This window comes from Mesorhizobium australicum WSM2073, assembly GCF_000230995.2.
In the GTDB taxonomy this organism is placed as follows: domain Bacteria; phylum Pseudomonadota; class Alphaproteobacteria; order Rhizobiales; family Rhizobiaceae; genus Mesorhizobium; species Mesorhizobium australicum.
This window is the reverse complement of sequence record NC_019973.1, coordinates 4878266-4901518: the sequence shown is the minus strand read 5'-3', so window position 1 is coordinate 4901518 and position 23253 is coordinate 4878266. Positions and strand designations below refer to the sequence as shown.

The 23253-nt window shown below is 63.1% G+C and carries 27 protein-coding genes; 14 read left to right on the top strand and 13 right to left on the bottom strand.

Annotated features, from left to right (window positions below):
• The first annotated feature begins 16 nt into the window (after positions 1 to 16).
• A complete protein-coding gene (locus MESAU_RS32515; RefSeq protein ID WP_245262891.1) occupies positions 17 to 190 on the top strand; it encodes a DUF3303 domain-containing protein in 174 nt (57 codons plus the stop codon).
• A gap of 14 nt (positions 191 to 204) precedes the next feature.
• On the opposite strand, the gene MESAU_RS23730 is transcribed toward MESAU_RS32515, so the two are convergent.
• Positions 205 to 1122, bottom strand: a complete 918-nt coding sequence (locus tag MESAU_RS23730; protein ID WP_015318564.1) for a LysR substrate-binding domain-containing protein — start codon at positions 1120 to 1122, stop codon at positions 205 to 207.
• Positions 1123 to 1233: 111 nt separating this feature from the next.
• Here MESAU_RS23730 and MESAU_RS23725 point away from each other — a divergent pair, with 111 nt between their 5' ends.
• On the top strand, positions 1234 to 2124 hold the full coding sequence (locus tag MESAU_RS23725) for a fatty acid desaturase family protein (protein ID WP_015318563.1): 891 nt from the start codon (positions 1234 to 1236) through the stop codon (positions 2122 to 2124).
• 15 nt (positions 2125 to 2139) lie between these two features.
• Here MESAU_RS23725 and MESAU_RS23720 read toward each other — a convergent pair whose 3' ends face one another.
• From MESAU_RS23720 to ygfZ, 3 genes are all read right to left on the bottom strand, one after another.
• On the bottom strand, positions 2140 to 4281 hold the full coding sequence (locus MESAU_RS23720; RefSeq protein ID WP_015318562.1) for a putative bifunctional diguanylate cyclase/phosphodiesterase: 2142 nt from the start codon (positions 4279 to 4281) through the stop codon (positions 2140 to 2142).
• Between the two features lie 65 nt (positions 4282 to 4346).
• Positions 4347 to 4982, bottom strand: a complete 636-nt coding sequence (locus MESAU_RS23715; protein WP_015318561.1) for an HD domain-containing protein — start codon at positions 4980 to 4982, stop codon at positions 4347 to 4349.
• A complete protein-coding gene (gene ygfZ / locus MESAU_RS23710) occupies positions 4982 to 5842 on the bottom strand; it encodes a CAF17-like 4Fe-4S cluster assembly/insertion protein YgfZ (protein ID WP_015318560.1) in 861 nt (286 codons plus the stop codon). The genes MESAU_RS23715 and ygfZ overlap by 1 nt, the downstream gene beginning before the upstream one ends.
• A gap of 82 nt (positions 5843 to 5924) precedes the next feature.
• Here ygfZ and MESAU_RS23705 point away from each other — a divergent pair, with 82 nt between their 5' ends.
• The gene (locus tag MESAU_RS23705) at positions 5925 to 7250 is read left to right on the top strand and encodes a dihydroorotase (RefSeq protein WP_015318559.1); all 1326 of its coding nucleotides are present in this window, start codon (positions 5925 to 5927) and stop codon (positions 7248 to 7250) included.
• Positions 7251 to 7333: 83 nt separating this feature from the next.
• Positions 7334 to 7528 (top strand): hypothetical protein, encoded by a 195-nt coding sequence (locus MESAU_RS23700; protein WP_015318558.1) that lies wholly within the window; start codon positions 7334 to 7336, stop codon positions 7526 to 7528.
• A gap of 214 nt (positions 7529 to 7742) precedes the next feature.
• Here the strand turns inward: MESAU_RS23700 and MESAU_RS23695 are convergent, their stop codons facing one another.
• From MESAU_RS23695 to MESAU_RS23680, 4 genes are all read right to left on the bottom strand, one after another.
• Positions 7743 to 8528, bottom strand: a complete 786-nt coding sequence (locus MESAU_RS23695) for a hypothetical protein (RefSeq protein WP_015318557.1) — start codon at positions 8526 to 8528, stop codon at positions 7743 to 7745.
• Positions 8529 to 8598: 70 nt separating this feature from the next.
• A complete protein-coding gene (locus tag MESAU_RS23690; protein WP_015318556.1) occupies positions 8599 to 8856 on the bottom strand; it encodes a hypothetical protein in 258 nt (85 codons plus the stop codon).
• 351 nt (positions 8857 to 9207) lie between these two features.
• Entirely contained in the window at positions 9208 to 9582 is a 375-nt protein-coding gene (locus tag MESAU_RS23685) for a TIGR02301 family protein (protein WP_015318555.1), read from the bottom strand.
• Between the two features lie 129 nt (positions 9583 to 9711).
• Positions 9712 to 10134: an NUDIX hydrolase gene (locus tag MESAU_RS23680; RefSeq protein ID WP_015318554.1), complete on the bottom strand. Its 423-nt coding sequence runs from the start codon at positions 10132 to 10134 to the stop codon at positions 9712 to 9714.
• Between the two features lie 128 nt (positions 10135 to 10262).
• Here MESAU_RS23680 and MESAU_RS23675 point away from each other — a divergent pair, with 128 nt between their 5' ends.
• A complete protein-coding gene (locus tag MESAU_RS23675; protein WP_015318553.1) occupies positions 10263 to 11024 on the top strand; it encodes an SOS response-associated peptidase in 762 nt (253 codons plus the stop codon).
• Positions 11025 to 11099: 75 nt separating this feature from the next.
• Here the strand turns inward: MESAU_RS23675 and MESAU_RS30460 are convergent, their stop codons facing one another.
• Positions 11100 to 11255, bottom strand: coding sequence for a hypothetical protein (locus MESAU_RS30460; RefSeq protein ID WP_015318552.1), 156 nt, complete (start codon positions 11253 to 11255; stop codon positions 11100 to 11102).
• Between the two features lie 414 nt (positions 11256 to 11669).
• Here MESAU_RS30460 and cysS point away from each other — a divergent pair, with 414 nt between their 5' ends.
• The 8 genes from cysS to rarD all read left to right on the top strand — a co-directional run bounded on the left by cysS (position 11670) and on the right by rarD (position 18736).
• The gene (gene cysS, locus MESAU_RS23670) at positions 11670 to 13121 is read left to right on the top strand and encodes a cysteine--tRNA ligase (RefSeq protein ID WP_015318550.1); all 1452 of its coding nucleotides are present in this window, start codon (positions 11670 to 11672) and stop codon (positions 13119 to 13121) included.
• 280 nt (positions 13122 to 13401) lie between these two features.
• Positions 13402 to 13806 carry an endonuclease domain-containing protein gene (locus tag MESAU_RS23665; RefSeq protein WP_015318549.1) on the top strand — a complete coding sequence of 135 codons (405 nt, stop codon included), beginning with the start codon at positions 13402 to 13404 and terminating at the stop codon, positions 13804 to 13806.
• Positions 13803 to 14189 (top strand): VOC family protein, encoded by a 387-nt coding sequence (locus MESAU_RS23660; RefSeq protein ID WP_015318548.1) that lies wholly within the window; start codon positions 13803 to 13805, stop codon positions 14187 to 14189. The genes MESAU_RS23665 and MESAU_RS23660 overlap by 4 nt, the downstream gene beginning before the upstream one ends.
• Before the next feature lie 6 nt (positions 14190 to 14195).
• Positions 14196 to 14687: a GFA family protein gene (locus MESAU_RS23655; protein ID WP_015318547.1), complete on the top strand. Its 492-nt coding sequence runs from the start codon at positions 14196 to 14198 to the stop codon at positions 14685 to 14687.
• The gene (locus tag MESAU_RS23650) at positions 14684 to 15160 is read left to right on the top strand and encodes a GFA family protein (protein ID WP_015318546.1); all 477 of its coding nucleotides are present in this window, start codon (positions 14684 to 14686) and stop codon (positions 15158 to 15160) included. Before MESAU_RS23655 ends, MESAU_RS23650 begins: the two co-directional genes overlap by 4 nt.
• Positions 15157 to 16107, top strand: a complete 951-nt coding sequence (gene pip, locus MESAU_RS23645) for a prolyl aminopeptidase (protein WP_015318545.1) — start codon at positions 15157 to 15159, stop codon at positions 16105 to 16107. The genes MESAU_RS23650 and pip overlap by 4 nt, the downstream gene beginning before the upstream one ends.
• Positions 16104 to 17726, top strand: coding sequence for a citramalate synthase (gene cimA, locus MESAU_RS23640; protein ID WP_015318544.1), 1623 nt, complete (start codon positions 16104 to 16106; stop codon positions 17724 to 17726). The genes pip and cimA overlap by 4 nt, the downstream gene beginning before the upstream one ends.
• Before the next feature lie 83 nt (positions 17727 to 17809).
• Positions 17810 to 18736: an EamA family transporter RarD gene (rarD, locus tag MESAU_RS23635; protein ID WP_015318543.1), complete on the top strand. Its 927-nt coding sequence runs from the start codon at positions 17810 to 17812 to the stop codon at positions 18734 to 18736.
• Here the strand turns inward: rarD and MESAU_RS23630 are convergent.
• From MESAU_RS23630 to MESAU_RS23615, 4 genes are all read right to left on the bottom strand, one after another.
• Entirely contained in the window at positions 18714 to 19712 is a 999-nt protein-coding gene (locus MESAU_RS23630; RefSeq protein ID WP_015318542.1) for a transporter, read from the bottom strand. The two genes, rarD and MESAU_RS23630, sit on opposite strands and share 23 nt — an antisense overlap.
• Positions 19713 to 19820: 108 nt before the next feature.
• Positions 19821 to 20603, bottom strand: coding sequence for a glucose 1-dehydrogenase (locus MESAU_RS23625; RefSeq protein WP_015318541.1), 783 nt, complete (start codon positions 20601 to 20603; stop codon positions 19821 to 19823).
• Between the two features lie 159 nt (positions 20604 to 20762).
• The gene (locus tag MESAU_RS23620) at positions 20763 to 20930 is read right to left on the bottom strand and encodes a hypothetical protein (RefSeq protein ID WP_167331104.1); all 168 of its coding nucleotides are present in this window, start codon (positions 20928 to 20930) and stop codon (positions 20763 to 20765) included.
• An 83-nt stretch (positions 20931 to 21013) separates the two neighbouring features.
• Positions 21014 to 21625, bottom strand: coding sequence for an LOG family protein (locus tag MESAU_RS23615; protein WP_015318539.1), 612 nt, complete (start codon positions 21623 to 21625; stop codon positions 21014 to 21016).
• A 127-nt stretch (positions 21626 to 21752) separates the two neighbouring features.
• Here MESAU_RS23615 and MESAU_RS23610 point away from each other — a divergent pair, with 127 nt between their 5' ends.
• Positions 21753 to 23234 carry a LysM peptidoglycan-binding domain-containing protein gene (locus MESAU_RS23610; protein ID WP_015318538.1) on the top strand — a complete coding sequence of 494 codons (1482 nt, stop codon included), beginning with the start codon at positions 21753 to 21755 and terminating at the stop codon, positions 23232 to 23234.
• Positions 23235 to 23253: the final 19 nt, after the last annotated feature.

Below are 23253 nucleotides of genomic sequence, written 5' to 3'. Positions count from 1 at the left end.
AGCCGGAGGAGCTGTCGTGCATCACAGCTGGATCGCGGCTGACATGAGCCGCTGTTTCCCGCTGGTGGAGACCGATGACGTCACGTCGCTGCAGCGCTGGGTCGTCGAATGGGCTGATCTGGTCGAGTTCGAGATCGTGCCCGTGGCGACCAGCAAGGACATGGTGGCGGTCTTGAGCGGGCACCTCTGACCATCCCCTCCAGGTCAGCGCAGCGCCGGCGAGCCAACCGCGCGCTGGCATTGGTTGACCAGCCAATCGCGGAACGCGGCCACGACATCGCGGCTTGCGCTTCGCTCTGGAACCGTCAGGCAATAGGGCTGGCGCAATGCAATCGCGCCGCCGGCCGGCCGGACCAGCCTGCCGTCCTCCACCGCTTCGGCACAATAGACCCCTTGCGCCAGCGCCACCCCCAACCCCGAAATGGCGAGGTCGAGGGCCGCGCGCGATGAATTGGCCGAAAGGCCGCGCCGTGCCGCTCGGCCAGGGTGAGCACCCTCGGCCTCGAACCAGTTGGGCCAGGACGGAAACGATGCGCCTGTCGGCCCCCAGTCGGTGTGGATGAGCGGCAGCCCGGCGAGCGGCTCGCCGCCCGCCTTGGTGATGCCGGCAAGCCCTGGCGCGCAGACGGGATAGACGGCGTCCCTGGCGATCTCCTCGGTCGGGTGCTCGCGATAATGCGGACCATAGGAAAGCCTGATGTCGATCAACTCGCGGTCGAACGACACCGGGTCGTCATCGCCCCGGAGCGATATGTCGGCGGCGCCGTGGCTTGCGACAAAGCCGGCGAGGCGCTGCGAGAGCCAGCCCATGGCCATGGATGGCGGCACCGACACCACCAGGCGCGGGCGGAATGCATCGGCGCCCAGTTCGCGCGAGACGCTGCCGATCTCCTGGAAGGCCACGGTCAGCCGAGGCAGCATTTCCACGCCGGCCTCGGTGAGGACAACGCGGCGGTTGATCCGGTGAAACAGCTTGCGTTCCATCTGCACCTCCACGGTGCGGATAAGCTGGCTGACGGCGGCGGCCGAAACCGAAAGCTCTTCCGCCGCCGCGGTAAAGCTGCCCGTGCGCGCCGCGGCCTCGAAAGCCTGAAGTCCTTTCAGGGATGGGAATGTGGCCATGATCGCTAGATAGGTAAGGTAAGCTTATCTAAATCGCAGAAATCGTCGTTTCTGGAAAGCTTTTTCGTCGACTAGAATGGCTTCATCATTCTTCAGCCTGGATCGAAGCCGATGGACCATCGCGACATTATCGCCTCATTGACACCGGAAGAGCGCAATCGCCTGACGGCCAAGTCCGATGTTGCGGGCCTGTTCCAGCTCTGCACTCACTTGGGTGCGATTATCTTCATTGGATCACTGATCGCGGCCGAGGTCCCATTCTGGCCGTTGCTGATGCTGCCGCAAGGCATCCTGATCGTGTTCCTGTTCACGCTGCTGCATGAGACGGCGCACCGCACGGCTTTCGAAACACAGTGGCTGAACGACGGCGTGGCGCGGCTGTGCAGCCTGGCCATCGCGCTGCCGGCCGACTGGTTCCGCTACTTCCATTTCGCTCACCACCGGTACACGCAGGATCCCGAAAACGACCCCGAGCTTGCCTCCCCGAAGCCCGAAACCCTGCGGCAATACATTGTCCACGTCTCTGGGCTTCCGGTGTGGTGGGGCCATCTCAAGACACTCTACGCCAATGCGATTGGCGGTAGTCAGGAGAGCTATGTACCGCTGAAAGGCCGACGCAAGGTGCGGGCCGAGGCGCGCGCCATGATTGCCTTCTACGCTGTCCTCATTCTGCTCGCCGTCTATTTCCGGCTCACCGTGCTTTTCTATGTCTGGATCATTCCCGCTCTGCTCGGACAGCCATTCCTGCGCCTCTATCTGCTGGCCGAGCACGGTCGTTGCCCGCTGGTGGCCAACATGCTGGAAAACACCAGGACGACGCTGACCAGCTGGGGGGTGCGCAAGCTCGCCTGGAACATGCCGTTCCATGCCGAGCATCATGCCTATCCCGGCGTTCCGTTTCACCAATTGCCGCGGTTTCATGCGCTGATCGAGCGGCATCTGAAGGTGGTCGAGCCCGGCTATGTCAGCTTCCATGAGAAATACCTGGAAACGCTGCGCTGACTTGCGCTGACGCCATCAGCCGGTCTGGCTGCGTGTCGCACGCGACTCCAGCAGGCGCTGGATGTCGGCCGGCTTCGACGGCACGCCGATCAGATAGCCTTGCGCCTCGACACAGCCATTGTCGCGCAGCATGTCGAGTTGCGCCTCCGTCTCGACGCCTTCGGCCGTGACGACGATACCAAGCTCGGCACCCAGCCCGATGATGGTCCGAACGATGGCCGCCGTGTCGCGGTTGCCCATGTCGCGAATGAATGATCGGTCGATCTTGATCTTGTCGACCGGAAAACGCCTGAGGTAGCCGAGCGAGGAATAGCCGGTGCCGAAATCGTCCAGGGCGATGCGGATGCCGAGCTCACGCAACTGGCGCAGCGTTTTCAGCACGGCCTTGCTTTCGTCCATCAGCACGGTTTCGGTGATCTCCAGCTCCAGCCGTCCAGCTGGAACGCCGGAAAAAGCCAGCGCCGAGATCACCCCGCGGGCAAACCCGTTGCTTTTGAGCTGCACGGCCGAGACATTGACCGCAATGCGTAGGCCGGGTGGCCAGCTTGCGGCCTCTGCGCAGGCTTTCCTCAGCGCCCACTCGCCGAGTGGCACGATCAGCCCGGTCTCTTCGGCGACCGGAATGAAGTCGTCCGGCGCGACGGTGCCACGCCCTGGCGAATGCCAGCGCATCAACGCTTCCGCGCCGGTGATCTCGCCGGACGTGATGTTCATGATGGGCTGGAAATGGAGATCGAACTCCTGGCGCGGCAGTGCTGCCTCGAGGTCCACTTCAAGCGCCCTGCGGGCCTGCACGACAGCATCCATTCCGGGCTCGAAGAAGCGATACAGGTTTCGTCCTTCGCTCTTCGCCCGGTAGAGCGCCGTATCCGCGTTTTTCAGCAGCGTGTCGGCGTCCCTGCCGTCGTCGGGAAAAACGGCAATGCCCATGCTTATGCCGACATGCATGTCCCGGCTCTTGTCTCTAAATGGTTTTGCGATTGCTTCGACGATGCGCTTTGCCAGTTTTTCGGCATCGCCAATGCCCTTGAAATGGAACTGCATGACGACGAACTCGTCGCCGCCGAAGCGGGCGACGATGTCTGTTTCGTTGCGGACGCAATGCCGCAACCTCTCGGCTACGCTTCTCAGCAGCCAGTCGCCTGCGGGGTGTCCCCAGGTGTCGTTGACCGCCTTGAAGCGGTCGAGATCGAGCGAGAAGATCGCCAACGGCTTCGCTGCCGCGTCCTCCAGCGCAAGATCCAGCCGTTCGCGAAACATCGAGCGGTTGGGCAGTCCGGTCAGCGTGTCGTGATGCGCAAGATGGGTCATGCGCTCTTCGGTCCGGCGGCGCTCGGTCACGTCGTCGAAAGTCACCACCCAGCCGCCGCCGCTCATCGGCCGGCGTGTGACCAGAACCGTCCTGCCGTCGGTCAGATGCCGGTAGGCCGAATGCGTCTTTGCCGCCGCCAGACAGGCTTCGGTTTTGGCGACTTCGCTGTCGACGTCGATCTTCATGTAGATGCCGAGTTCCAGCAATCGTTCGAGCGCGTTGCGGTGCGTCGTTCCAAGCGGGAAGTCCTCCGCAGTGACGTTGTAGAGCTCCAGAAAACGCCTGTTGCGCACAATCATCTTGCCGTCGGCGTCGTACATCAGCAGGCCCTGCGACATGTTGGCGAGTGCCGCGTCGAAACGGCGATGCTGCTCCTTGAGATCCTGCTCGGCGCGCCGCTTTTCGGTGATGTCCTCGTAGATCGAAACCCATCCACCCAGGGCAAGCGGACGGTGCGAGATGTTGATGATGCGGCCGTCAGACAGCGTCTCCTCGTAAGTTGAGGGTTTTGCCTGGTCGATATAGGGCTTGCGGATGGCGTAGAGTTCTTCGGCGCTTTGCGAGGCAACCCCGATATCGACGCTGTGCCGCAGGATGTCGACGAAGCGAATGCCTGGCCGTATCACTTTGGCGTCGAGCCGGAAGATGTTGATATAATTGCCGTTGCAGATGATCATGCGCTCGTCGGCGTCGAACATGCACAGGCCATGCGACATGTTTTCGACAGCAGCTGAAAAGCGTTCGTTCTGCTCGCGCAGCTCATCTTGCATGCGGCGCGGGTGTTCCATGCCTCCGGCCGCCCGTTCCGGGACGACCGAACCACCCTTGACATCCACGACGGGCATGAGGCGCCCCTGCGATGCTTGATCGAACACCACACTGTTGACGCTTCCGGTTAATTTAGCGTTTTCTATCCTAGCGCGGACGTCGGAACGTGATGCCGCGACTTCTCGATCGCCGAAAACCGCTTCAGGAACGCATTCTGCGCTGAGGTCACCGAGCGTGGCGCGAAGTCGAAGCGCTCGGCGGAAAAACCGCGCGGCCGGCCGAAGAACTCGGTCGCCTCGGCGGTCGAAAACCCGGCAAGCAGCGTCGCCTCGAAATAGGCGGCGATCTGGTCGGCGCGCTTGATCTCCTTGCGCAGGATCGCACCCGGTTCCGGCGGCAGCGAGAAGCGCAGATGGATGGCGCGCTGCAGGCGCACTTCGCAGTCCTTGTAGCTGCCGCCCATCACCGACTTGAATGGCGAGATCATGTCGCCGATGACATATTCGGGCGCATCGTGCAGCAGCGCCGCCAATTGGTCGTCGGCCGAAGCCTTGGGCACCAGCTCGTTGAACAGTGCCTCGACCAGCAGTGAATGCTGGGCAACCGAAAAGGCGTGCTCGCCGCTGGTCTGGCCGTTCCAGCGGGCGACGCGGGCAAGCCCATGGGCGATGTCCGAGATCTCGATGTCGAGCGGCGAAGGGTCGAGAAGGTCGAGCCGGCGGCCGGACAGCATACGCTGCCATGCCCGTGGCGGCGCACCGGCGCGGTCTGCCGCCATCAGGCTTCCTCCGCGCCGGCGATTTCCTGCGGAAAGCTGAATTTGGCCCAACTGGGGATGATGAGCGTCACCGGTACGTCACCCGCCAGGATCGGCTGGCCGGCATCGAGCGCCGCCTTCACCCTGTCGATGCGGGCGATGGCGAGCCCTGTCACGGTAGCACTCGAGCCGAGCGTGCCGACCGGCCGCCCACCGACGGTTAGCTCGGCACCCGCAGAGGGCAGGGGAAGCCCAGCCTGGACAATCAGCACGCGCCGCCGGGCGGTGCCTCGATGCTGCATGCGCGAGACGACCTCCTGGCCGACATAGCAGCCCTTCTTGAAGCCGACGCCGCCCATTTCGTCGAGCAGCACGTCATGCGGGAACGCATCGCCAAGTGCATAGTCGGCCCCGCTCTCGGCGACGCCGTGGGCAATGCGAAAGGCCTGCCACGCGCCAATGTCGCCACCGTCCGCGGTGCCGGCATGGAAGCGCGTGACGCCTTCGTCGCCAAAGCGCCTGTCGGCAAGCGCGGTTGAATCACTTTCTGAGGCGATTGACTCTTTTCCCCAGGCGACAGTGACAAGTGCCTGTCCCGACTTCGCAATCTCGACCTTGGCGCGAAGCTTGTAGAGCATCAGCCGGCGAATGAAATCGTCTGAAATATCGGCACGGCATTCGATGCGGAAGGCGTTTTCGCCTGCCCGTGAGATCAGGAAGTCGAACAGGATCTTGCCTTGCGGCGTCAAAAGCGCGCCCGGCTTTGCCTCGCCATTGCCAAGCGTATCGAGATCGGTGGTCAGGATGTTCTGCAGAAAATGCTCGGCATCCGGGCCGGAGACGGTGATGAGCGCGCGGTCTTTCAGCAGGGCAAAGGGCATGGGGCGGATTAAAAGCCTGATCTTGCAAAACGGTTGGCCATTACGTAAGCCGCTGACACTCCCCCCGCAAGAGAGCATCACCATGACCTACGACCTCATCCTGACAGGCGGCATAGTGGTCAATCATGACGGCGAGGGGCCACGCGACATCGGCGTGAAGGGCGGGCGCATCGCCGCGATCGGCGATCTGCGCCAGGCATCGGCTGGCGAGACGATCGACTGCCGGGGCCTGCATATCCTGCCCGGTGTCGTCGACAGCCAGGTGCATTTCCGTGAGCCGGGACTGGAACACAAGGAAGACCTGGAAACGGGTTCGCGGGCCGCGGTGCTGGGCGGTGTCACCGCCGTGTTCGAAATGCCCAACACCAATCCGCTGACCACCAGCGAGGCAACGTTTGCCGACAAGGTCCGGCGCGGCAGCGGCCGCATGCATTGCGATTTTGCTTTCTGGGTTGGCGGTACTCGCGACAATACCAGGGACGTCGGCGAGCTCGAACGTTTGCCGGGGGCTGCGGGAATAAAGGTCTTCATGGGATCGTCCACCGGTGACCTGCTGGTCGAGGACGATGAAGGCGTCGCCTCGATCCTGAGGAATACCCGCCGTCGCGCCGCTTTTCATTCGGAAGACGAGTTCCGGCTGCGCGAGCGCCTGGACGAGCGCGTCGAGGGCGATCCGTCATCGCATCCGGTCTGGCGTGATGAGATCGCCGCCTTGCGCTGCACCGAGCGGCTGGTGCGCATCGCGCGCGCCGTTCGTGCCCGCATCCATGTCCTGCACATCTCGACCGCCGAGGAGATCCTGTTCCTCGAACAGCACAAGGATGTTGCGACCTGTGAAGCCACGCCGCACCATCTGACGCTGAGCGCCGACGACTATGCGCGGCTTGGCACGCTGATCCAGATGAACCCGCCGGTGCGGGACAAACGCCATCGCGACGGCGTCTGGCTTGGCATAGCGCAAGGCATCGTCGACGTGCTCGGCTCCGACCACGCGCCGCACACGCTGGCCGAGAAGGCAAAACCCTATCCGGCCTCGCCGTCGGGCATGACCGGCGTGCAGACGCTGGTGCCGATCATGCTCGACCATGTCAACGCCGGCCGGCTGAGCCTGCAGCGCTTCGTCGATCTCTCCAGCCATGGCCCGCAGCGCATCTTCGGCATGGCCAGAAAAGGCCGCATCGCCGCCGGCTATGACGCCGACTTCACCATTGTCGACATGAAGCGGCGCGAGACCATCACCAACGCGCAGGCCGGCACGAAAGCCGGCTGGACCCCCTATGACGGCAAGCAGGTCACGGGATGGCCGGTCGGCACGGTCATTCGCGGTCAGCGCATTATGTGGGACGGCGAAATCGTGACGCCAGGCCAGGGCACGGCGGTGGAGTTTTCCGAGGCGCTGCCGGGTTAGCCACCTGTGGCTGTGCGTCACGTCTTTGATTTTTAAGCGTTCCGCATTATGTTCAAGGCATCATTCGGACACATGTCGCGCCTATGATTGACCCCGCCGAGTTTCCAGAGCTGCAAGCGCTCCTGTGGAATCGCGATGTCGCGCGACTGATCCCGGCCAACGAAGCATTTGCGTTGTACGAGCGCAATTGGCGCTTTGTCGATCAGACACGGCTTACGACGCGCGAGAAATTGCTTATCCAGAATCTCGCCAGGGAATTCGGTCAGGTATCCTTCTGACTGCCGGCTGAATTGTCCTCCCGGGCTGTTTTTTGCATCGTATCTGCAACATCAATCCGGACACGTCGCGTGCGCTAGCGGTGCTATTTCGATTCTTCGAAACGAAAGCATTCGCATTTGCCCGGATGCCGACGTCAGTGCAAAACCTGCCGGCCCGCTCAAATAGCAACATCGTCCACGATGCTGTTCGCATCCTGGCGCAACCAGGGGGCCTTCAGTCGCCGGCGACGAAGAAGGTCCATTGCCCGGCTGGCGTAATGCCGACGCGATAGAAGATGTAGGCTCCGAACTGCTTCATGTCGTCGAAATCGCCGGCGGTGACGATCTTGAACAACTCGACCCGTTGCTTGGCGTCGAGCTTGTCCAGCGGCAGCGCGAAGAAATACGGCCAGACATAGAGGTCCTGTGGCGTGCCTGCATCGACATGGACGTAGCCTGCGGAAAGCACTTCCTCCAGAATGGCCAGGATCTCCTGGCCATCAGGGTCGCCGGACAGCCCCTTGAGGAAGGTGATGGCGTCGCCGTCGATGTCGGCCAGCGACAGCTGGGTCATGCTGTCGCCCTTGCCGATCAAAGGCCTGAGCTTCTCGATGTCACCGCTCTTGCAGGCCTCGATGATCAAGTCATGCATGCGCCGCACGGGCTCGGGCAGCTTGCCGAGATCATAGACGACTTCCGGCAGAGGTGCCTCGGGATCGACACGCGGCCTGTTGCTGCCGCCATCCGATGGGCTGTCCGGCTCAGCGGCGTCGGGAGCGGCCGGCTGGCTTGTCGAAGGCGGCGTTCCCACCGGGTCAGGCATGGGAATCGTGCTTCCGGGCGGCGAAACATCGTCGTCCGACGGTGTGGCTGGAGCGGGGAGCTCTTCGCGTTTGATCTCGCTCAGCGCATGAGCCGGACTGCTGGCCAGGCAAGTCGTGAAGGTAACCGCGGCACAGCAAGCAGCGAGGCGGATGTAGAGGCCCAAGCCCTTCGGCTTGCCTGACATCGGAAAATTCACTGCCCGTATCTCCCTACTTCCGGGCATGACGCCCGAACGGCATTCGATCGTCAGAGAACCTGATATCGGTTCAGTGCCGCAGCCGCTCAGGTTCGAAGGCGCCTGCGATCACCTTCTCGCGCATGCGGTCGAGCAGGGCAAGGGCCGAGGTTTCGCCGTTGGCGCGCAACATTTCACCGAATGCCGTCTCAAGGGCCGCCTCGGCGATGATTTCTGGCTCAATGCCGGCCGAGAGGCCTTCCGCCCAGGCTTCGCTGTGGCTCTCAACCGCCGTCAGGCGCTTCTCTTCCCTGACCAGCGCGTCGATGTCGTTGGCAGCATGTTCCATAAGCGATGTCCACCCTTCCAAGCGGCAACCCATCAGTGTGGATCAGGCTTGATCTGTTCCATTCATAGGCAGCTTCAAGTAAGTATCTGTAAATACGACATTTTTTTGATCGTCATTTACAGGGGCCAACTGTGTTTGGCGAAGCTGCGTTTCAACCCGGATCAAACTTAGCCGATTAGCCTGGCCTGCGGGGCGAAAACCTTCAGTTTGAGTTAATTGCGCCTTCGCGTGATAACGTTTGATTAACGCTGTTGCAGAAGTGCAACATCAGAATTGCACCAAGATGTGGGCGGCGACAAGCCGGATATATCGAGATCCCTGGCGGCGGGCCTGATATCTGTTGATGAATGCTCAGTTGCCATACCGCGAGGCGATATCGCGCGACAGCGTCTCGCCTTCTTTCATGTAACGGCTGATGGCTTCAGTGGCCGAAGCGGTGCACTGGGTGTAAGTGCCGAAGGAACGGTAGCCGCGATTGAAGCTGGCGATGAAGCGGGCGCGGCGCTCCGGGTCCGGGTTTTCCGAATCGAGCAGTTTTTCCATCTCGCCACGCCACTGGTCGCCCTTCTCCCCGCACAGATTGCGCAGGAAATGCAGCGACCCGAGAACTTCCGCCAATCGCATCAGCCCCGGCTCGAACGGCGACTCGGCACTGAAGGCAGGCCGCGCCGGGACGACCGCGCTGACGGCAAGGCAAATGGCAAGGAGCACTGACGGACGGTTCATAAACCTTCTCTGCCTGACGGCTTAGGCCTTGTGGTCTGCCTGATGGCCTGAGACGTCGTGGCTGGCGAGACAACATAAGCCTTGTGACGAAACAATTTGTCGCCTGCAAGGCGGTTTTTCAGTGCTGCGTCAGCGGGCTTGAACGGGACCGAGGAGTTCCTCGGCGACCGCGAACACCGAGCCCGCGAGCGGCAGCAGGGTCATCTCCTTGAGTGTATAGAAGGCGGCTGTCTCGGCGTCGTCGCTGGCCTCGGCCTCGCCACCGGCATAGGTGGCGCCGAAGACCGTGAGGAGATAATCGATCGGATGGCTGTCTAACCTGCCGTCGATGTGGATTTCCCGAAGCGGGCGAAAGCCGGCGGCGCGCAAGCCGGTCTCTTCCATCAGTTCACGCCGTGCCGCGTCCTCCAGCGTCTCGCCGGCTTCGACCTTACCGCCAGGAAAAGCGTAGAGCCCTTGCGAGGGCGAACGCGCCCGCTTGACCAAGAGTACGGTGTCGCCGCGCACGACGGCTACCGAGACGGCCGGAAGTACCTTGCGTGCTGTGTTCATCGATCCCTGATCAACTCATTTGAGACAGCTCTTTTGTGGACCGGCAGCATGGGCAAGCTTTAGCGGTTGCGCAACGCCGGTTCGATCGCCACTTTCAACACCGAACTATTCGAAAGACACAATCGATCATGTGCGGACGTTTTGCCTTGACCGCCACGCCGGACCAGACCGCTGCCTTGCTGGGCCTTGCGGAGCTGGAGGATTTCCCGGCCCGCTACAACATCGCACCGACACAGCCGGTCCTGATGGTGACCGCTGGCGTGCCGCGAGCCCCAGGCTCCAATCTGCCGGACCGGCAGCCGATGCTGGTGCGCTGGGGCCTGATCCCAGCTTGGGTGAAGGACACCAGGGAGTTTCCGCTGCTGTTCAACGCGCGCTCCGAAGGTGCGATCGAGAAGGCCTCGTTCAAGGCCGCCATGCGCCATCGCCGCGCGCTGGTGCCAGCATCCGGTTTCTACGAATGGCGGCAGGCCGGAGGCAAGAAGGGGCAACCCTATTGGATCCGGCCCAGGCATGGCGGGTTGATCGCCTTTGCAGGTCTGATCGAAACCTATGCCGAGCCCGGTGGCTCGGAGATGGACACCGGCGCTATCCTGACCGTCAACGCCAACGCCGATATCGCCCATATCCATGACCGAATGCCGGTGGTGGTCGATATTTCTGACTTTGCCCGTTGGCTGGATTGCCGCACGCTCGAACCGCGCGATGTCGTCGATTTGCTGCGGCCGGCGCAGTCCGATTTCTTCGAGGCGATCCCTGTCTCCGACCTCGTCAACAAGGTTGCCAACACTGGACCGGAGATTCAAGAGAGGGGCGAAATCGGGCCGGAACCCGAGAAGGTCAGGCGCCAGAAACCTAGCGCGGACGACAGTCAGATGACGCTGTTCTAGCGAAGCCGGTCGAAGTCTAAGTTCAGGACGCCTGTTCTCGCCCTCATCGTCGGCGATTGCGCCAGCCGCGTCATCTCAGGCAGCGCGAGGCGACACGATCTTCTGCGCCGGCTTCTTCTTCTTGGCGGTGTGAAGAAGGGCAGCGACGATGGCGGCCGGGCCGATTGCGCGATAGTGGTTGGCCAGCGCCGGTTGCTTGGCGCGGTTGGCTTCCTGCTTGCTTCGAGGCATGTTTCTCTTCCCTGGTAACATTTCCGTGTCTGCGTTTGCTGGTTGATTCCGACCAAATCGTGACGCGTGGTGATCTAGCCGGCGAATGTTTCATGACTGTGCCGACATGTTTAATAAAATGTTTCACTGACTGATTCCGCGTGACCGGGCGATGCGTTTGCCAGCCCTCGCTACCTTTTTCCCGGGATCCGCGACTTGACGGCAACACTGGTCAGGGCGATAAAGCCGCCGATGAAAACGTCTTTCGCCATTTGTGGCATTTGCATTATTGGCTAGCCTCGCGCTGGTCCGGACGTTTTCGCCTCATCTTCCCCAGAGTGGACAAACGCCCCGGCCAGCAGGCTGGAACCTGATTTGCGCCTCGGCGCTGGGCTGGCTCCATCCAGACAAGAAGTTCTGAACGGGAAGCATGGAATGTCTGACGCATCAAAGGGCCTGCGCCTCTACAACACGCTGACGCGCACGAAAGAAGGCTTCGTGCCGATCGATCCGCTTGACGTGCGCATGTATGTCTGCGGCCCGACCGTTTACGACTTCGCCCATATCGGCAACGCCAGGCCGGTGATCGTGTTCGACGTGCTGTTCCGCTTATTGCGCCACCTCTACGGCGAGACGCACGTGACCTATGTGCGCAACATCACCGACGTCGACGACAAGATCAACGCGCGGGCGCTGCGCGATTTCGGCGGCGAGATCGCTTCGGGAACCCTTTCGCTCAACGAAGCGATCCGACGGGTGACCGAAAAAACGGCCGACCAGTTTCACAGGGATGTCGCCACGCTTGGTTGCCTGGAGCCGACGGTCGAACCGCGCGCCACCGAATTCGTCGAACCCCGCGCCGACGGCAAGGCTGATATGATCACCTTGATTAAAAGCCTGATCGAACGCGGCCATGCCTATGTCGCGGCAGGCGAAGTTCTGTTCGATACGGCCTCGATGCCGGACTATGGTCAATTGTCGAAGCGCAATCTCGACGAGCAGCAGGCCGGTGCCCGCATCGCCGTCGAGGCCCACAAGAAGAACCCCGGCGATTTTGTGCTGTGGAAACTGTCATCGCCGGAAGAGCCCGGCTGGCAAAGTCCATGGGGCAGGGGCCGGCCCGGCTGGCATATCGAATGCTCGGCCATGTCGGCCGCCTATCTCGGCGAGGTCTTCGACATCCATGGCGGCGGCCTCGATCTGATCTTCCCGCATCATGAGAACGAGATCGCCCAGTCGCGCTGCGCCCACGGCACCAATGTCATGGCCAATGTGTGGATGCACAATGGTTTCCTGCAGGTCGAGGGCCAGAAAATGTCGAAGAGCCTCGGCAATTTCTATTCGATCCACGAATTGCTCGAGACCGAGACCTTCGGCGGCCGCAGATGGCCTGGCGAGGTGCTGCGGCTGGCGATGCTGATGACGCACTACCGCGAGCCGATCGACTTTTCCGTGCGCAAGCTTGAGGAGGCGGAGAACACGCTACGCAAATGGAAACGCGCGTCGGACCTGGCGCCGGCTGCGGGAAGCCAGGTGCCGGCGGAAGTCGTGGAGGCGCTGTCGGATGATCTTGCGACCTACGCGGCCTTCCAGCAACTGACCCAGCTTGCCGGTGAGGCAACCGACTTCAGCGGCGCTGGCGAGAATGGCGCCGCGGCTTCCTTGAAAACCTCGCTCGCGTTCCTCGGTTTCGACGTCGGCGCGGCCAAGGTCGACGAGGCCGCGATTGCGGAAACCATCGCCAGGCGCCTGCAGTTCATCGCTGCCAAGAACTGGGCCGAGGCCGACCGCATCCGCGATGAACTCCTGGCGCAAGGCGTGCAGTTGAAGGATGGCAAGGATCCGGTCACCGGCGAGCGCGTGACGACGTGGGAGGTGAAGCGGTGAGGATGGCGCCAGGCGCCTTTGCGGTTTTGGCGGGGGCGCCGGTGACAGCCGATCTCCCCCCTTGCGGGGGAGATGTCCGGCAGGACAGAGGGGGGTGTGACGGAACACCGGCGTTTCCGTTTGTTCACCCTCGCCGCAAACATTTATTGAGAAGGCAGTGGTCGCAAGCTGATAGATCGGCGGGACAGCACCCCCCTCTGCCCTGCCGGGCATCTCCCCCGCAAGGGGGGAGATCAGCTCTCGTCGCCGATTTCGCTAATTGCTGGCGAAGGGGTGTTTGATGGGGCACGATCTCGTTCCGTCCCGTCAACGCAAGAACGCAAAATCCATGCGGCGCGTCATGACCGATGCCGAGCTGAAGCTTTGGAATGAGTTGCGTGCTCACCGGCTGATGGGAATGAGCTTTCGGCGGCAGGTGCTGATTGGGCCTTATATCGTTGACTTTGCTTGCTCGGCTCATCGCTTGATAGTCGAAGTTGACGGCAGCCAGCATGCCGACGCGGAACATTCAAAACGCGATCAGGCAAGAAGCGCTTATCTGAGCGCCAGCGGTTGGACCATCCTGCGCTTCTGGAATGACGACGTGATCCGCGATATCGACAATGTCTGCCAGCACATCGTTATCGCGGCCGGTCTGGCCGGCGCCAACGTGCCGGAACCAGCAACGGAGGAGCTCGTTTCATGATCGACCATCTCGGCATCACCGTTTCCGATTTCGATGCCTCCAAGGCTTTCTACGACAAGGCGATGGCGCCGCTGGGTGGCTCGCTGCTTTATATGGTGCCGCAGGAATACACTGGTGGCGCCAAGGTCGGCGGCTATGGCCGCGACCGGCCGGTGTTCTGGTTGAGCGCGGCCAGGGAAAAGCCCCGAGATCATCAGCACGTCGCCTTCACCGCGCGCAGCCGCGCCGAGGTCGACGCCTTCCACGCCGCCGCCCTTGCAGCCGGCGGCAAGGACAATGGCGGACCGGGCCTGCGTCCGCACTATCACCCCAACTATTACGGCGCCTTCGTCCTCGATCCCGACGGCAACAATGTCGAGGCGGTCTGCCATGATCCGGAGTGAAAACCGATGAGCCTCGACAACCGGCCAGTCTACACAGGCGGCTGCCAGTGCGGTGCGGTGCGCTTCCGCGTCGAAGGCGCGCTCGGCGACGCCTCGGTCTGCCACTGCCGCATGTGCCAGAAGGCCAGCGGCAATTTCTACCTGCCGCTGGTCTCGGTGCGCGGCGCCAAGGTCGACTGGACGCGCGGCGAACCCAAGCGGTTCCGTTCCTCCAATGTCGTATGGCGCGGTTTCTGCGCCGAATGCGGCACGCCGCTGACCTTCGAGGCGCCCGACGGCATGGCTCTGGCGATCGCCGCCTTCGACGATCCGGCTGGTATCGCGCCGACCATCCAGTGGGGCACGGAAGCAAAACTGCCCTATGTGGATTCCATTCCGCGATTGCCGGGCGAGGACACGATGGCGGATATCGGCTCGGCTCCTTATCTCGCCGAGCTCGTCTCCTATCAGCATCCCGACCACGACACCGACCAATGGCCGCCGGAGGAAAGACCATGACCGAAACTGTCCGAACCGGCGGCTGCCAATGCGGCGCCGTGCGCTTCCGCATCAAGGGGGCGCTGGGACGTGCGTCCATCTGCCATTGCCGCATGTGCCAGAAACAGTTCGGCTCCTTCTTCGGCGCGCTGGTGACGGTACCCAAGGATGGCGTCGAATGGACCCATGAAGAACCAAGTTATTTCCAGTCTTCGGTCAACATCGATCGCGGCTTCTGCGCCCGTTGCGGCACGCCGCTGACCTACCGGCAGCCCGGCGGGCTCGAGATCGCCATCGGCGCCTTCGACGACCGCTCGGATCTGGCGCCGCGGATCCAGGTCAACTATGCGGCACGGCTGCCTTGGGTCGAGACGATCTTCGACCAGCCTGTCCACCAGGATCCCGATTATTACGCGCGGCAGGAGCAGATCATCTCCTTCCAACACCCCGATTACGAAACGGCCAACTGGCCGCAACAGGGCCTGAAAATATGAGCTTGCGCACCCTCTACCCGGAAATCGAACCGTTCGACTCGGGGATGCTCGATGTCGGCGACGGCCATATGGTCTATTGGGAGCGGTCGGGCACTAAGGGCGCCAAGCCGGCCGTGTTCCTGCATGGTGGGCCGGGCGGCACCATTTCGCCAAAACACCGGCGGCTGTTCGACCCCAAGCTCTACGACGTCATCCTGTTCGATCAGCGCGGCTGCGGAAAGTCGACGCCGAACGCCTCGCTGGAGGCCAACACGACATGGCATCTCGTTGCCGACATCGAGCGACTGCGCGAAATGGCCGGCTTCGACAATTGGCTGGTGTTCGGCGGTTCCTGGGGCTCGACGCTGGCGCTCGCCTATGCCGAGACACACCCTGATCGCGTCAGCGAACTGGTGGTGCGCGGCATCTACACGCTGACCCGCGCCGAGCTCGAATGGTACTATCAATTCGGCGTCTCGGAGATGTTCCCCGACAAATGGGAGCGTTTCCTGGCGCCGATCCCGCAGGCCGAGCGCGGCGACATGATGGCCGCCTACCGCAAGCGGCTGGTCGGGTCCGACCGAAAGGCGCAGATCGAGGCCGCCCGCGCCTGGAGCCTGTGGGAAGGCGAGACGATCACGCTGCTTCCTGAACCCGAAACCAGCGGTCCGTTCGGCGAGGACGACTATGCCGTCGCCTTCGCCCGCATCGAAAATCACTATTTCGTCCATGCCGGCTGGCTCGAGGAGGGGCAGTTGCTCCGCGATGCCGGGAAGCTCAAGGACATCCCCGGAACCATCGTCCACGGCCGCTACGACATGCCGTGCCCGGCGCGCTACGCCTGGGCGCTGCACAAGGCCTGGCCGAAGGCGGACTTTCATCTGATCGAAGGCGCCGGCCATGCCTATTCGGAGCCCGGCATCCTCGACCGGCTGATCCGCGCGACGGACAAGTTTGCGGGCAAATGACGATGAGCCGCGAGCGCCTCTATCTCTTCGACACCACGCTCCGCGACGGCCAGCAGACGCCGGGCATCGACTTTTCGGTCGAGGACAAGATCGCGATTGCCAAACTGCTCGACGAGTTCGGCTTCGACTATGTCGAAGGTGGTTATCCCGGCGCCAATCCGACCGACACTGCATTCTTCCAGCAGAAGCGCACGGCACGCGCAAAATTCGTTGCGTTCGGAATGACCAAGCGGGCTGGGGTCTCAGCCTCTAACGATCCGGGGCTGGCGGCGCTTGTCCAATCGAAATCGGACGCCATCTGCTTCGTCGCCAAGAGCTGGGACTACCATGTTCGCGTGGCGCTCGGTTGCACCAACGAGGAGAACCTCGACTCCATAAAAGCGTCCGTCGAGGCATCGGTCGCTTCGGACAAGGAAGCAATGGTCGATTGCGAGCATTTCTTCGACGGCTTCAAGGCCAATCCGGACTATGCGCTCGCTTGTGCGAAAACGGCCTACGACGCCGGTGCGCGCTGGGTGGTGCTTTGCGACACGAATGGCGGCACGCAGCCCTCGGAAGTGCGGGCAATCGTCGAGAAGGTTATCGCCGCGGGCATTCCGGGCGAGCATCTCGGCATCCATGCCCATGACGACACCGGCCAGGCGGTGGCCAATTCCCTTGCCGCCGTCGAGGCCGGCGTGCGCCAGATCCAGGGCACGCTGAATGGCATCGGCGAACGTTGCGGCAACGCCAATCTGATCTCGATCCTGCCGACACTGGCGCTGAAGCCGGCTTTCGCCGACCGCTTCGAGACGGGAATCTCAGCCGAAGCGCTTACCGGCATTTCGCGCCTGTCGCGCGCCTTCGACGAATTGTTGAACCGCGCTCCGGAAGCGCAGGCGCCCTATGTCGGCTCCTCCGCCTTTGCCACCAAGGCGGGTATCCACGCTTCGGCGCTGGCCAAGGAGTCGGCGACCTATGAGCATGTGGAGCCGCAGGCCGTGGGCAACCGCCGCCGCGTCATGGTCTCCGACCAGGGCGGCAAGGCCAATTTCCTCGCCGAGTTGAAGCGGCGCGGCATCGATGTGCCGAAGGACGACCATCGGCTCGACGCCCTGATATCGGTGGTCAAGGAGCGTGAGGCCTCGGGCTACGCCTATGAGGGCGCCGACGCCTCCTTCGAACTCCTGGCGCGCAAGATGCTGCATGGCCTGCCCGAATTCTTCCACGTCACCTCGTTCCGCTGCATGATTGAACGCCGCTTCGATGCCAATGGCCAGTTGAAGACGGTGTCGGAAGCAGTGGTCAAGGTGCTGGTCGAGGGCGAGGAGAAGATGTCGGTGGCCGAGGGCCATGGCCCCGTCAACGCGCTCGACATTGCGCTGCGCAAGGATCTCGGCAGATACCAGAACGAGATCGCGGATCTCGAGCTTGCCGACTTCAAGGTGCGGATCCTCAATGGCGGCACCGAGGCCATCACCCGCGTGCTCATCGAATCGCATGACGGTACCGGCGCGCGCTGGTGGACGGTCGGGGTCTCGGAAAACATCATCGACGCGTCGTTTCAGGCGCTAATGGATTCGATCGTCTACAAGCTGATGAAGAATCGCGAGATGGCGGGGCTGGTGGCGGCGGAGTAAGTTTGAACCATCAGCGAAAGTCCATTGATCCATCAGAACTTTGCGATGGTCTTGCCAAGATTACTGGGCCATAGCGTTGGGCCATGGCCGCTGAAGCAATTACTCCCGATGCAGAATCGAAAGCCCGCCGCGGCTTCTTGCTGGCGCTGGGTGCCTATCTCTTGTGGGGGTTGCTGCCCTTCTACATGAAGGCGGTGGCGCATCTGCCGCTTGCCGAGGTGATTGCACACCGCATCGTCTGGTCGGTGCCGATTGCCGCGGCGGTCCTGGTCTGGGCCGGCCGCACGGCCGACTTCAAGGTGGCGATCCGCTCGCCTCGCACCATCGCCATGGCGGGGCTGACGGCGGCGCTGATCTCGGTCAACTGGGGCATCTATGTCTGGGCGATCGCGGTCGACCGCACCGTCGAGACGGCATTGGGCTATTACATCAACCCACTGGTGAACGTCGTGGTCGGCGCACTGCTGCTCGGCGAGCGGCTCGACCGGTTGCAGATCGCGGCGGTGGTGCTTGCGGCGGTCGCCGTCGCCGTGCTGACAATCGACGGCGGCAAACTGCCCTGGGTGTCGCTGGCATTGGCGTTTTCCTTCGCCGCCTACGGCTTCTTCCGCAAGACGCTGCCGATCGGTCCCAGCCAGGGCTTCCTGCTCGAAGTGCTTTTGCTGTCGGTGCCGGCGCTGGGCTACATCGTCTTCCTTATCGCCACCGGACAGGACCATTTCGTCTCCAGCAATGGCACCGACACCGCGCTGCTCATCGGCTGCGGGCCGGTGACGGCCGTGCCGCTGCTGCTGTTCGCCTTTGGCGCCAAGCTGCTGCGCCTCTCGACCATCGGCATCATGCAGTACATAGCGCCGACCATGGTGTTTCTGATTGCCGTGCTGATCTTCGACGAGCCGTTCGGCACCACGCAAGCCATCGCCTTTGCCCTGATCTGGGCGGCCCTTGCGGTCTATTCCTGGTCCATGCTGGCGACGGCGCGCCGGGCTACAGCTGTCCGAGCCGCCTGACGAAAAGATAGGTCACGCCCGCGATCAGCAGCGACGCGCCCGTGATCACCCAAAAACCCAACGGGGTGTTGACCAGCGGCAAACCGCCGACATTCATGCCGAACAGGCCTGAGATGATGGTCATCGGCAACAGCACCGCCGTCATCACCGAGAGCACGTAAAGCAGCCGGTTCGACTGCGTCGTCAGCTTGGCCATCAGCTCGTCCTGCAGCAGCCGCGTGCGCGCCTGCAACTGCTCGCCGTCATAGTGCAGTGTCTGTGCGCGGTGCGAAAGCCGCGCCGCCATGTCGTTGATCGAATCCGGCAGGTCGTTGCGGTGCGAATGGTCGAGATGGCGAAACAGGTTGGTCAGCGTCGCCATCTGCCGGTGGATGACCACCAGATGCCGGCGTGCATCGACCAGCGCCTGCCGCTCATTGTGCCATGCGTCGCAGACGATGCGGTCCTCAATGCCGTCGAGACTGTCGCTGAGTGCCGCGAGTTCCGTCGCCATCCCGTCGAACGACTGGCCGACGACAGCCTCGATCAGCTCGGCCGGAGACCGGAACTTGCGCGATCCGTTCTCGATCGCCTTGCGGATGTTGTCGACCGATTGCAGCGGCTGCTTGCGGGCGCCGACCAGCATCGTGTCGTTGAGGGCGAAGCGGAAATGACCAAGCCCGCCGGCTTCCGCCGAATAATCATGGCGCAGGTCCGGCAGATCGCCATAGAGCCAGTCATCCTCGAGGTCGATGTGGCAGCCATGACTGGCGGTCAGGAAGGCTTCGCGCACCGGTGCCGGCAAGGCCTGATCGGCGCCGATCTCGTGGCGGGCGCGCATGTCGGAAAGCTGGTAGCTGCGCCATGTCCAATGCGCTGCGGCGGTATCCCTGGTCCGCACCCCCTCGGTGGTAAAGTGGTAGATGAAGAACAGACCGTGCTCATCGGGCAGGTAAGGCGACAGGTCAGTGCCCTCGGAGGGGATGGCGATGTTCATGGCGGCTTCGCCGGTCTCTGATGCGGTCGGGGTCGCGGGGGCGGCCAAGCGCGATTTCTAGCACGGCATCCCCGATTTAGTGTGACTGTTCCGTGACGGCGTGCCCCCTTACAGGACGCTGGTGATCCCGCCATCCACCAGCAGCGTCTGTCCGTTCACGAAACTGGCGGCGTCGGACGCCAGGAACACGGCAGCGCCCGCGAGTTCCCTCACTTCGCCCCAGCGCCGCATCGGCGTGCGGCCGGTCAGCCAGGCGGAGAATGTCTCGTCGGCGACCAGCGCGGCGTTGAGCTCGGTCTTGAAATAGCCCGGCGCGATGGCGTTGATACGCACGCCGTGCTGGCCCCATTCGCCGGCCATCGACTTGGTCAGCATGGTGATGGCGCCCTTGCTCGCCGCGTAGGGCGCGATCGAGGGGCGGGCGAGCACGCTCTGCACTGAGGAGACATTGATGATCGACCCCCTTTGGCGCGCGATCATGCCCTTTACGACGGCCCGGCTCACCTTGAACACGCCGTCCAGGTTGGTGGCCATCAGCGCGTCCCAGTCGGCGTCGCTGAAGGTCTCCAACGGCGCCCGTCGCTGGATGCCGGCATTGTTGACCAGGATGTCTATCGGTGCGGTGCCGGTTTCCGCCGCCGCGATTGCCTGGTCGACCGACTGGGTGTCGGTTACGTCGATCACCGCTTCCGTGATCGAATGGCCCGCGGTGCGCAACTTGTCCGCGGCCGCTTTGAGATCGTCGGCCTTGCGGCCGCCGATCGTGACGCGCGCGCCGGCGCTCGCAAGCGCCTCCGCGAAGGCGAGGCCCAGGCCACGGCTGGCGCCGGTTATGAAGGCATGCTTGCCTTCGAGGCCGAACAGTTGGCCGAGATAGTCGGTCGAATGCAATTTGCACCTTCATCGATTGCGATTTATCGCCCGTCAGTCGAAGGCTCGTTCGGCCCTTGGCAAGCGGCAGCGCCAGCGTGCCGCGTGGCTTGATGAGATGCAAGGCGCTTGTCGGCCTGGCGGTCCTGCTGACGACCTCGATTGTCGCGGCCGTCGGCCTCAGCGCTTCGGCCCAAATCCCCGATAGGGATTGAGTGGCACGATCGCGGCAATGTCCATCATGCCAGCCTTGACCAGTGGCAAGGTTGCGAGATGGCCGCGCACATCGGCATCGCTGCCGACTGCGAACATCATGCCGCTGCCGGGAATGTCGCCGATCTGGGGCAAGCTGCTCGGAGGGAGTAGGGAGCAGGCAGTAGGGGGAAGTGTACGCTCCGACACTGCAAACCTACTGCTCTACTCCCGTAACCTTACATCTTGTCGATCACCGACTGGACGCCCTCGGTCGGCGCGTCGACCGAGGAGCCGGCGACCATGATGGCGGCGACGATCGCCTCGGGATCGTTGACGACCAGCGGCTTCACACGCTGCGCGGTATGAATGAAGCCTTCCGCCGCCATGTGATCAAGCAACGCCGTCATCGGATCCCAGAATCCGTTGACATTGCCGAAGACGATCGGTTTGCGGTGATGGCCAAGTTGCGCCCAGGTCATGATCTCGACGATCTCCTCGACTGTGCCGATGCCACCAGGCAGCGCCACAAAGGCGTCGGATTTCTCGAACATCTTGTGTTTGCGCTCGTGCATGTTGTCGGTGATCGACAACTCGTCGAGCCGGTCAAGCGCGGTTTCGGTTGCTTCCTTGTTGATCAGGAAGCGCGGAATGATGCCCGTCACCTTGCCGCCGGCCTTGAGCGCGCCTTCGGCGACGGCGCCCATAATGCCTTTGGTGCCGCCGCCATAGACCAGCCGCAGGCCTGCCTTTGCAATTGAGCGTCCAAGCAGGTGGCCGGCCTTGACATAGATTTCATCGCGGCCCGGAGATGAGCCGCAATAGACGCAAACGGATCGAATCGTGTTCATGCCGATGATTGGTGATTGGGTCTGAAAGCGCGGTCAAGCCCTAGGGTTGAGAAGGCCGGGCTTTTTCTTGTCGGTCATGGCAAAACACGCTAGACCGGCGTTAGGTGGCTAAGGGGCAGGGAAATACATGGCAATCAATCCATTGAAGGCGTTCTTGTTCGCGGCGGGTGGGACCGTAGCGGCCGCGGGAACCGCCTATGTATCGGGCGCACTCGACCCGTATCTTCATCGCACACCGCCGGCGGAAGTCGCGGCGTTGACGCCGTCCGCGGCGCCGAAGCCGGCCGATCCTGGCACGGAAGGGCGCCTGCCGGCTCCGACGATGCCGGCCACGCCGGGCGCGGCACCTCAGGCGACGGCCCCGGCAGCACCTGCAACCGACGCTGCGGCGCCTGCGGCGCCCGCGACGGCGGGTCCGGTCGCGCCGACTTTCGATGTCGTACGGGTCGAGAGCAACGGCTCGATCGTCGTTGCCGGCAACGCGGCGCCCAACTCGAAGGTCGAAATTCTCAACGGCGCGACGGTGATCGGCTCCACGGTTGCTGGTCCCGATGGTGCCTTTGTCATCGTGCTCGAAGATCCGCTGAAGCCCGGCGACTATACGATCGCCCTGCGTTCGACGGTTGGCGCGGTCGTGACCGCCTCGGCGCAGACCGCAGTCGTCTCGGTGCCCGCGAATGCAGCTGGCCAGGTGCTGGCCATGGTCGAGGAGCCGGGCAAGCCGGCCGAACTGCTGACCGTTCCGGCATCTGAGCCAAAGCCGGCGCCGGCAACCGGCGACCAGGCTGCCGCTCCTGCTGCTGAAGCGCCCGCCGCGCCGGCGACGGCCACGCCAGCCGTGGTTGAAGCAAAACCCACTCCGGCGGCACCGGCCGCGCCCGCGGCGGCCGTGGCCGAACCAAAGATCGTGGTCGAGGCAGTCGAGATCGACGGCAACAAGATCTTTGTCGCCGGCCTCGCCGATCCGGGCCGCAAGGTGCGCGCCTACGCCAACGACATCCTGCTCGGCGACGCGCAGACCTCGTCGGACGGCCATTTCCTGGTCGAGGCGACGCGCGATATTCCGGTCGGCAGCTATACCATCCATGTCGACGGCCTCGATGCCGATGGCGTGAAGGTGGTGGCCCGCGCCGCGGTGCCCTTCGAGCGCGAACCGGGCGAGGCGGTCGCCGCCGTTGCCCCCGCCGAGACCAAGCCCACCGAGACCAAGCCCGCCGAGGCCAAGCCCGCGGCGCCCGCTGTTGCCGCCGCTGCTCCGGGCGAGACCGCGCCGGCTCCCGCCGCGCCAGCCACCGAGGCTCCGGCTAACGTCGCAGCGGCCACGCCGCCAAGCGACGTGCCTGAAATCGTGTCGCCCAAGCTCGAACATGCCGACAGCGCGGTCATCATTCGGCGCAACGACACACTGTGGCGGATCTCACGGCGCGTCTATGGTCACGGCGTGCGCTACTCCACCATATACCTCGCCAACCAGGACCAGATCAGGAATCCGAACCGCATCTGGCCGGGGCAGGTGTTCAAGGTTCCGGAAAAGTCGAAGGAAGGCGAAGCCGCCGACCTCAAGGCAATGGGCGAGCAGGCGACGACCGCACCGATGAAGACGGAATAGGGATAGACCGGCAATTCCG

Bases quoted from the DNA above. Each gene is read 5' to 3' on its own strand.
- MESAU_RS23730 (WP_015318564.1), bottom strand. From the start codon at position 1,122: ATGGCCACATTCCCATCCCTGAAAGGACTTCAGGCTTTCGAGGCCGCG.
- MESAU_RS23725 (WP_015318563.1), top strand. From the start codon at position 1,234: ATGGACCATCGCGACATTATCGCCTCATTGACACCGGAAGAGCGCAAT.
- MESAU_RS23720 (WP_015318562.1), bottom strand. From the start codon at position 4,281: ATGCCCGTCGTGGATGTCAAGGGTGGTTCGGTCGTCCCGGAACGGGCG.
- MESAU_RS23715 (WP_015318561.1), bottom strand. From the start codon at position 4,982: ATGGCGGCAGACCGCGCCGGTGCGCCGCCACGGGCATGGCAGCGTATG.
- ygfZ (WP_015318560.1), bottom strand. From the start codon at position 5,842: ATGCCCTTTGCCCTGCTGAAAGACCGCGCGCTCATCACCGTCTCCGGC.
- MESAU_RS23705 (WP_015318559.1), top strand. From the start codon at position 5,925: ATGACCTACGACCTCATCCTGACAGGCGGCATAGTGGTCAATCATGAC.
- MESAU_RS23700 (WP_015318558.1), top strand. From the start codon at position 7,334: ATGATTGACCCCGCCGAGTTTCCAGAGCTGCAAGCGCTCCTGTGGAAT.
- MESAU_RS23690 (WP_015318556.1), bottom strand. From the start codon at position 8,856: ATGGAACATGCTGCCAACGACATCGACGCGCTGGTCAGGGAAGAGAAG.
- MESAU_RS23685 (WP_015318555.1), bottom strand. From the start codon at position 9,582: ATGAACCGTCCGTCAGTGCTCCTTGCCATTTGCCTTGCCGTCAGCGCG.
- MESAU_RS23680 (WP_015318554.1), bottom strand. From the start codon at position 10,134: ATGAACACAGCACGCAAGGTACTTCCGGCCGTCTCGGTAGCCGTCGTG.
- MESAU_RS23675 (WP_015318553.1), top strand. From the start codon at position 10,263: ATGTGCGGACGTTTTGCCTTGACCGCCACGCCGGACCAGACCGCTGCC.
- MESAU_RS30460 (WP_015318552.1), bottom strand. From the start codon at position 11,255: ATGCCTCGAAGCAAGCAGGAAGCCAACCGCGCCAAGCAACCGGCGCTG.
- cysS (WP_015318550.1), top strand. From the start codon at position 11,670: ATGTCTGACGCATCAAAGGGCCTGCGCCTCTACAACACGCTGACGCGC.
- MESAU_RS23665 (WP_015318549.1), top strand. From the start codon at position 13,402: ATGGGGCACGATCTCGTTCCGTCCCGTCAACGCAAGAACGCAAAATCC.
- MESAU_RS23660 (WP_015318548.1), top strand. From the start codon at position 13,803: ATGATCGACCATCTCGGCATCACCGTTTCCGATTTCGATGCCTCCAAG.
- MESAU_RS23655 (WP_015318547.1), top strand. From the start codon at position 14,196: ATGAGCCTCGACAACCGGCCAGTCTACACAGGCGGCTGCCAGTGCGGT.
- MESAU_RS23650 (WP_015318546.1), top strand. From the start codon at position 14,684: ATGACCGAAACTGTCCGAACCGGCGGCTGCCAATGCGGCGCCGTGCGC.
- pip (WP_015318545.1), top strand. From the start codon at position 15,157: ATGAGCTTGCGCACCCTCTACCCGGAAATCGAACCGTTCGACTCGGGG.
- cimA (WP_015318544.1), top strand. From the start codon at position 16,104: ATGACGATGAGCCGCGAGCGCCTCTATCTCTTCGACACCACGCTCCGC.
- rarD (WP_015318543.1), top strand. From the start codon at position 17,810: ATGGCCGCTGAAGCAATTACTCCCGATGCAGAATCGAAAGCCCGCCGC.
- MESAU_RS23630 (WP_015318542.1), bottom strand. From the start codon at position 19,712: ATGAACATCGCCATCCCCTCCGAGGGCACTGACCTGTCGCCTTACCTG.
- MESAU_RS23615 (WP_015318539.1), bottom strand. From the start codon at position 21,625: ATGAACACGATTCGATCCGTTTGCGTCTATTGCGGCTCATCTCCGGGC.
- MESAU_RS23610 (WP_015318538.1), top strand. From the start codon at position 21,753: ATGGCAATCAATCCATTGAAGGCGTTCTTGTTCGCGGCGGGTGGGACC.